The sequence below is a fragment of the Flavobacterium tyrosinilyticum genome (genome assembly GCF_023656565.1).
GTDB classification, from domain to species: Bacteria; Bacteroidota; Bacteroidia; order Flavobacteriales; family Flavobacteriaceae; genus Flavobacterium; species Flavobacterium tyrosinilyticum.
The window spans coordinates 44,586-51,555 of record NZ_JAMOKG010000002.1 but is presented as its reverse complement, the minus strand read 5'-3'; the positions used below and the strand labels follow the sequence as shown (position 1 = coordinate 51,555).

At 34.9% G+C, this 6,970-nt stretch carries 4 protein-coding genes; 1 reads left to right on the top strand and 3 read right to left on the bottom strand.

Annotation, left to right across the window (positions count from 1 at the left end; genetic code table 11):
* A partial coding sequence (locus NCC77_RS07955) for a leucine-rich repeat protein (protein ID WP_250835099.1) occupies positions 1 to 385 on the top strand: 385 nt, incomplete at its 5' end.
* 234 nt (positions 386 to 619) lie between these two features.
* Here the strand turns inward: NCC77_RS07955 and NCC77_RS07950 are convergent.
* The 3 genes from NCC77_RS07950 to NCC77_RS07940 form a co-directional block, all read right to left on the bottom strand.
* On the bottom strand, positions 620 to 2,626 hold the full coding sequence (locus NCC77_RS07950) for a protein-disulfide reductase DsbD family protein (protein ID WP_250835098.1): 2,007 nt from the start codon (positions 2,624 to 2,626) through the stop codon (positions 620 to 622).
* Positions 2,627 to 2,865: 239 nt separating this feature from the next.
* Entirely contained in the window at positions 2,866 to 5,655 is a 2,790-nt protein-coding gene (locus NCC77_RS07945; protein WP_250835097.1) for a M16 family metallopeptidase, read from the bottom strand.
* Between the two features lie 90 nt (positions 5,656 to 5,745).
* Positions 5,746 to 6,879 (bottom strand): TlpA disulfide reductase family protein, encoded by a 1,134-nt coding sequence (locus tag NCC77_RS07940; RefSeq protein WP_250835096.1) that lies wholly within the window; start codon positions 6,877 to 6,879, stop codon positions 5,746 to 5,748.
* Positions 6,880 to 6,970: the final 91 nt, after the last annotated feature.

Here is a 6,970-nt window from a genome sequence, read left to right as displayed (position 1 = left end):
CTTCTATGCGCCAAATTTAGCAGGAAGCATTGCTGGAGAAAGCTTTAAAGGATGCACGGCATTAAATGAATTTACAGTCGGTCCGATTGCAAGCATAGGTGTCAGCTGTTTTTCAGGCTGTTCTTCTTTGACTTCGTTAATCCTTAATGATGTAATATCAATCGGAGCAAATTCTTTTTATAATTGCACCAGTATCAACAACATAAATCTTAGAGCTTTAACTATATGTGGCGATACTACAGCAAGCAACAATGTATTTTGGGGAATCAAATTAGGTTGTAATATCATTGTACCTGTCTCTTTACAAACTGCAAACGCAGGAGCACCAGATGGTGATTTGGTTTATGCTCAAAATTCTAGAAATGCAATTATAAATTACACATAAAAACAGACTATTCTAATTTGATGAAGAATAAATCTAATTTAGATTGTTATTCTAATTTCTGTAAAGACAAAAAATCAAAAATATTTTTCAAATGTATAAAATGATGGGTTTGAACTTACACAATCTGAAGTTCAAAAATAGGAAAAACATTTTATGAAGAACAATACGATTTGAAACTCGCTTAAAAAACAAAACCCTCCAAATTCAATTTGAATTTGGAGGGTTTATTATTTACTATTTAAAGTTCTTAATCCCGCTTTGTAGCCAATTAAAGTACTCCTCAATATTCGGATTATATGCAGACGGCTCAGTCAAATTCGTGTTGCTATGATCTACAATGACATAAAATGGCTGTGCGTTTGCTTTGTAAGTTTTAATCTGTAAATCGCTCCATTTGTTGCCGATGGTTTTAATCTTTTTTCCTGTTGTTTCAGAAACATATTGTTCGTTTTCTGGAAGTTCTTTTTTATCGTCTACATAAAGTGAAATCAAAACCACATCATTGTTCAGAACTCCAAGAACTTTAGGATCTGACCAAACCAGTTCTTCCATTTTTCGGCAGTTTACGCAGGCATACCCTGTAAAGTCTAACAAAACCGGTTTTCCGACTTTTTTAGCATATTCCATTCCTTTATCATAATCATGGAAAGTGATGATATTTTGCGGACCATGCTCTGCTCCTTCTGGCAACGAACCTGTTATTTTTAACTCGGAATTGCCCGAAACTCCCAATCCGTTTGGAGATTCGCTGTATTGCATTGGAGGCGGGAATCCGCTAATTAATTTCAAGGGCGCTCCCCAAAGTCCAGGAATGAGATAAATAGTGAAACTTAAAACGATTAATCCGAAACCTAATCGTCCAACAGAAATATGGTTTAAAGGAGAATCATGCGGAAGCGTAATTTTTCCAAACAAATAAAAAGCCAGCATCCCAAAAACGGCAATCCAAATCGCTAAGAAAACTTCTCTTTCCAGCCAATGCAATTGCAGAACCAAATCGGCATTTGATAAAAATTTAAAAGCCAAAGCCAGTTCCAGAAATCCTAAAACTACTTTTACCGTATTCAGCCAGCCACCCGATTTTGGCAATGCATTTAACCAGCCTGGAAAAGCTGCAAATAATGAAAACGGTAATGCGATTGCAATCGAAAATCCTAACATTCCAACAATTGGAGCGATGCCGCCTTTTGAAGCTGCTTCGACCAATAAAGTTCCTACGATTGGACCTGTGCAAGAAAATGAAACAATGGCCAAAGCCAAAGCCATAAAGAAAATCCCAATCAATCCTTCTCTATCGGCTTGCGAATCTACTTTGTTGGCTAATGAGCTTGGCAATACAATTTCGAAAGCACCCAAAAATGAACAGGCAAAAACCACCAATAAAATAAAAAATATCAAATTAAACCAAACGTTTGTCGAAAGTGCATTTAGCGAATCGGCACCAAAAACTCCCGTTACAATTGATCCCAACAAAACATAAATAATTACGATTGACATTCCGTAAATCATCGCATTTCTGATTCCCGCTGCTTTAGTTTTACTTTGTTTCGTAAAATAACTCACCGTCATCGGAATCATTGGGAAAACGCAAGGCGTCAATAAGGCTGCAAATCCCGATAAAAAAGCTAAAATAAAAATAGTCAGCAATCCTCTCGATTCCGTTTTCTTTGGTGAACTGGTAATTTCTTGTTTTGATTTTTTTTCTTCAGTCTGAGAAACCGTTTTTTCTTCTTCAATTACAGAATCTTTTTTTACGATTGAAGTTTCTTCGGCAGAAGCCAATTTCTTTTCACTCGGAATTTTAAAAGTTAATTCTTCTGTAGACGGCGGCAAACAGTTACTGTCGTCGCAAACCATAAAATCGACTTCGGCAGCAATATTCGAAATATCGTCTGAAATGAATTTAATTTTTTGAGTGAAAAGCGCTTTATCTTCAAAATATTTAATTTTCATATCGAAAATCTTATCGACTGTTTCATGTCCTTTATCCTCAGTTGTTTTTCCGATTAATTCGAATTTCTTCGGCTGATTTTTAAAGGTAAAAGCCGTTGGCGAAGGTCCACCTTCTTCAATATATTGTCCGTATAAATGCCAGCCTGATTGTATTTTCGCCTGTGCTTTTAAAAGGAATTCTTTATCTGAAATTTTTTCTACAGTTGTCGTCCATTTTACCGGATTGTACATTTGTCCGAACATGGAAACTGAGAGCAATAACAGGAATGTAATTATGGTATTTCTCATGGTTTTTTGATTAGATTTTGGAAAAAAAAGAGCTGTTGGCAAACAGCTCTTTTGGTCTTTCACAGAAAATGGCTTACTAATTCAGATTCTAAAATGAAATAATGAAAGACGAACTATTAAAATTTTAGATTGCAGATTTTAGATTTTAGATTTTGTCGTAGTATAACTTTGTCAAAGTTTTAAACTTTGACAAAGTTGAACTATCTACACCGTAAACTGAAACTGAACACTAAAAAAAACTACTTCAATGGATTCCCGTCTTTATCAAGAGAACCCGATTTAATGATAATCATTTTATCCAACTGAATATATTTTTTAATCGCATCGTTTACTTGTTGTAAAGTTGCTTTATCAATATCTTTTGGATACTGATCGATGTAGTTTGGCTCTAAACCTCTTTCGATAAAACTTAAAATTGTTCTCGCCATTCCGCTTGTGGTTGACATTCCTACTTTAAAACTTCCGATTAAGTTGGTTTTCTTGTTTTCCAATTCTTCGGTCGTGATTCCGTTTTTTACCCATTTATCAACCTGAACCATTGTCGCATCCAAACCTTTTTGAAATAAATTTGGGTTGAACGAAGCGTTTACAAACCAGTAACCTCCTGTTTCGATATTTCCGCCTAAACCAGAAGAAATATTATAGGTTAAACCGTCATTATCACGAACAGTCTGCATTAAACGTCCAGCAAAACCAGCCCCTAAAGTATAGTTTCCAATAAAAAACGGAATATAATCGGCATCGGCTCTTTTTAAACCTGTAAACTGCCCGATGAATAATTCTGCACTTGGCTTTTCAGGAATTGTAACCACTTCTGTTTTTGATGGAGATTTTGCAGCTTCTTCAAATTTTAATTTTTCAGTAACTCCCCCATTCCAATTTTTGAATGATTTTTTTAATGATGCATTTAAGTTTGCTCCATCGGTATCTCCCACAATTACCAAACGCATAGATGCCGTTCCGAAATATTTTTTGTGGAAAGCTTTCACTTCATCCAAAGTTGCATTTTTGATATTCGCAATATTGTCTTCTACGGTCAAACTGTAATTTGGATTTCCTTTTGGATAAATCGCCTGAGATAAAGCAATGCTTCCTCTTTCGCCTGGATCATTCAAATCCTGTTGTGTATTTCCAATAAATTGCTGTTTTAAATTTTCGAATTCTTTAGCATCAAACAACGGATTTCTTAATTCTTCTGCCAATAAAGCAATTACCTGATCTAAGTCTTTTTTCAAACATTTAAATCCGATATTAATTTTGAAAGTGGAAGCATTTACATTTAATGAAACTCCTAATTTTTGAAGTTTTTCAGAAAATTTAAACTTGTCATTCAAAGTTGTTCCTTTTGATAACATTGAAGCTGTTAAGGCTGGAATTACATCATTTTTAGTTTCACTGGCATAATTTCCTAACGAAATACTTGCAGCAACCGTAACAAAATCTTTTGCTGATGTTTTTACCGAAACCACATCAATTCCAGATACTTTTTCTCTTTTAAAAGCTGAAGCAGATTTTTCGATTAAAGTTTCTGCAGAAATTAATTCTTCTGTTGTGTTTTTTATTGAAGTTGGAACAGATGAAGCTTCTTCGTGACTATGTCCTTCTTCTGAATGTCTGTAATAAAACGGACCATTTTCTGGCATATAATTGCTAGCTTTTGCAGTATCATTATTTTGAGCACCAGCTTGTTTCGGAATAAAATATCCTGTTGTACTTTGGTCATCAACTAGATATTTTTGAGCCACACGCAAAACATCTGCTGGAGTTACTTTTTTCAATCTATCAACACCTGTAATATAATCTGTCCAGTCGCCAGAAGCAATTGCTTCGTTTAATGCTGATGCAATAACTCCAGAACCATCACGAGCTAAAATAGTTTGTGCACTAATTTTTGCTACAACTCTATTTACTTCATCCTGAGTCACACCTTCCTTCTGAATTTTAGCTACAACTTCACTGATTTTTGCATCAATATCTTCATGTTTTGAAGTCGTTGGAAAACCCACCCCAATTGTAAATAGTCCGACTTCTTTAAAGTTTGTTGCACTTGCGTAAGAATAAATTCCTAAACGGGTATCAACAAATGTTTTGTTTAAAATCGCTGACGGCCCAACACCAATAATCTGAGCCAAAATATTCAGGGCTGGAAGATCTTCGTGTAAAGCTCCCGGAATTTTATACGCTTTGTTTACAACGCCTAATTCTCCAGGTTTTTTAACTGTAATTTTGCGTGCGCCATATTGTTGAGGTTCTTGTGTGTAAGGCTGTGGCATTACATTTGGTGCTTTTGTAATTTTGCCGAAATACTTTTCGATCAATTCAAAAACATTCTCTTTTTTGAAATCTCCTATAATGGTTAAAGTTGCATTATCTGGCCAATAATACGTATTATAGAAATTTTTCAATACCTCAATTGGAGCGTTTTCAATATCCGATTTCCATCCAATTGTCGAATGATGATACGGATGTGCAATATAAGCCGCTGCCCAGATTTCTTTATCTAATAAACTATTCGGATTGTTTTCTCCGCGCTCAAATTCGTTGCGCACAACCGTCATTTCTGCTTCTTTATCTTCTTTCAATAATAAAGAATTACGCATTCTGTCGGCTTCGATTTGAAGTGCCAATTCAATTTTATCACTTGGCAGCGTTTCAAAATAATTCGTACGATCGTACCAAGTTGTAGCATTTAACTGTGCTCCTGTATTTTGAAGAACATCAGTAATTGTGTTTCCGTTTTTCTTATTGAAAGTTGGAGTTCCTTTAAACATTAAATGTTCTAAAAGGTGAGTCGATCCTGTATTTCCTAAAACTTCATGTTTAGAACCTACGCGATATACAATTTGTACAGTTGCAACTGGAGAAGCATTGTCCTGCAAAAGCAAAACATTCATTCCGTTTGGCTGGTATAAATATTCTTCGATTCCGCCTAATTCTTTTATTTTCTTGAAGTTAACCGATTTGTTCTGCGCTGAAATTAGGGCGCAGAAAGCTAATGAGCAATAGCCCAGAAAGATGTATTTTTTCATTTTTTTGTTGATATTATTTAAGCAGTATTCAGTTTTCAGTCGCAGTTTACAGTTTTCACTGAGACTGTAAACTGCGACTGAAAACTAACTTTATGATTTACTAAAAATTTCTTTCAATTTAGATTGCAATTCAGCTTCTCTAAGATTTTTAGCCACGATTTTTCCGTCAGGTCCAATTAAGTAGTTGGTTGGAACCATTTTTACTCCGTACAAAACGGCAGCTTCATTTTGCCATCCTTTTAAATCAGAAACATGCGTCCAAGTTAGACCGTCTTTTTCAATTGCTTTTTCCCAAAGTTTCTTTTTATCGTCCAATGAAACTCCCAAAACATCAAATCCTTTATCGTGATACGTTTTGTAGGCCACAACTACGTTTGGATTTTCTTTTCGGCATGGACCGCACCAGCTTGCCCAGAAATCTACCAAAACATATTTGCCTTTGTAGTCTGATAATTTTACTGCTTTTCCGTTAATATCGGTTTGAGAAAATTCGGGTGCAGGAGCACCAACAGCGGTTTTATCATTAAGATCAATAGCCGTTTTTAATTTTTTTCCGTAAAATGATTTTTGAATTTCTGGAGTTAAAATTCCGTAATATTCTTTTACTTTTTCTGGAGTTCCATAAGACACAATTCGGTCTTCAATTACTAATGCGCCTCCTAAATTGTCTTTGTTTTTTCTGATGAATTTATCTGTCAAATCATCCGCGAAAGTGCCAAGATCTTTCCATTTTTTATCCATCATTGTTTGCTGTTCTGGAGTCAATTTTACTTTTCCTCCTTGGGTTAGCGAATCAGATAATTTGTAAATAGGACCTGCAATTGCTTGTATTTTTTTGAATTCGTTATCGTAGTACGATTTGTAGAATCCGTTTTGTGTAGCTCCAGTTACTTTAGCCTTAAAAACCGAATCTTTTTTTGCTTCAATCGTAATATCTTCATTATCTAAAAGAAAATACGCTCCGTACTCTTGCCCTTTAATTTTAATGGTATGAAATAACGGTTCTACTGTTTTTCCTGTAAAAGTAAATGCACCTTCTTTTACCTCAGCAGAATCGATTATTTTTTTATCTCCTTTTTCGTCTGCATATTCCAGATAAACCATTCCTTTATCTAATCCTGCAATTTTTCCATTAATTTTAAATCCTTCTTTCTTTTCGCAAGAAGTAAATGCTGTCGCAATTGCTAATGCGAATAGGCTAGATTTTAATACTGTGCTTTTCATGTTATATTTTTTATTTGTTAGATTGCGATGTTTTTTTGGGTTTCAGTCGGAGTTGCAGTTTACCGTTTTCGCTGAAACTGAGACTGAATAC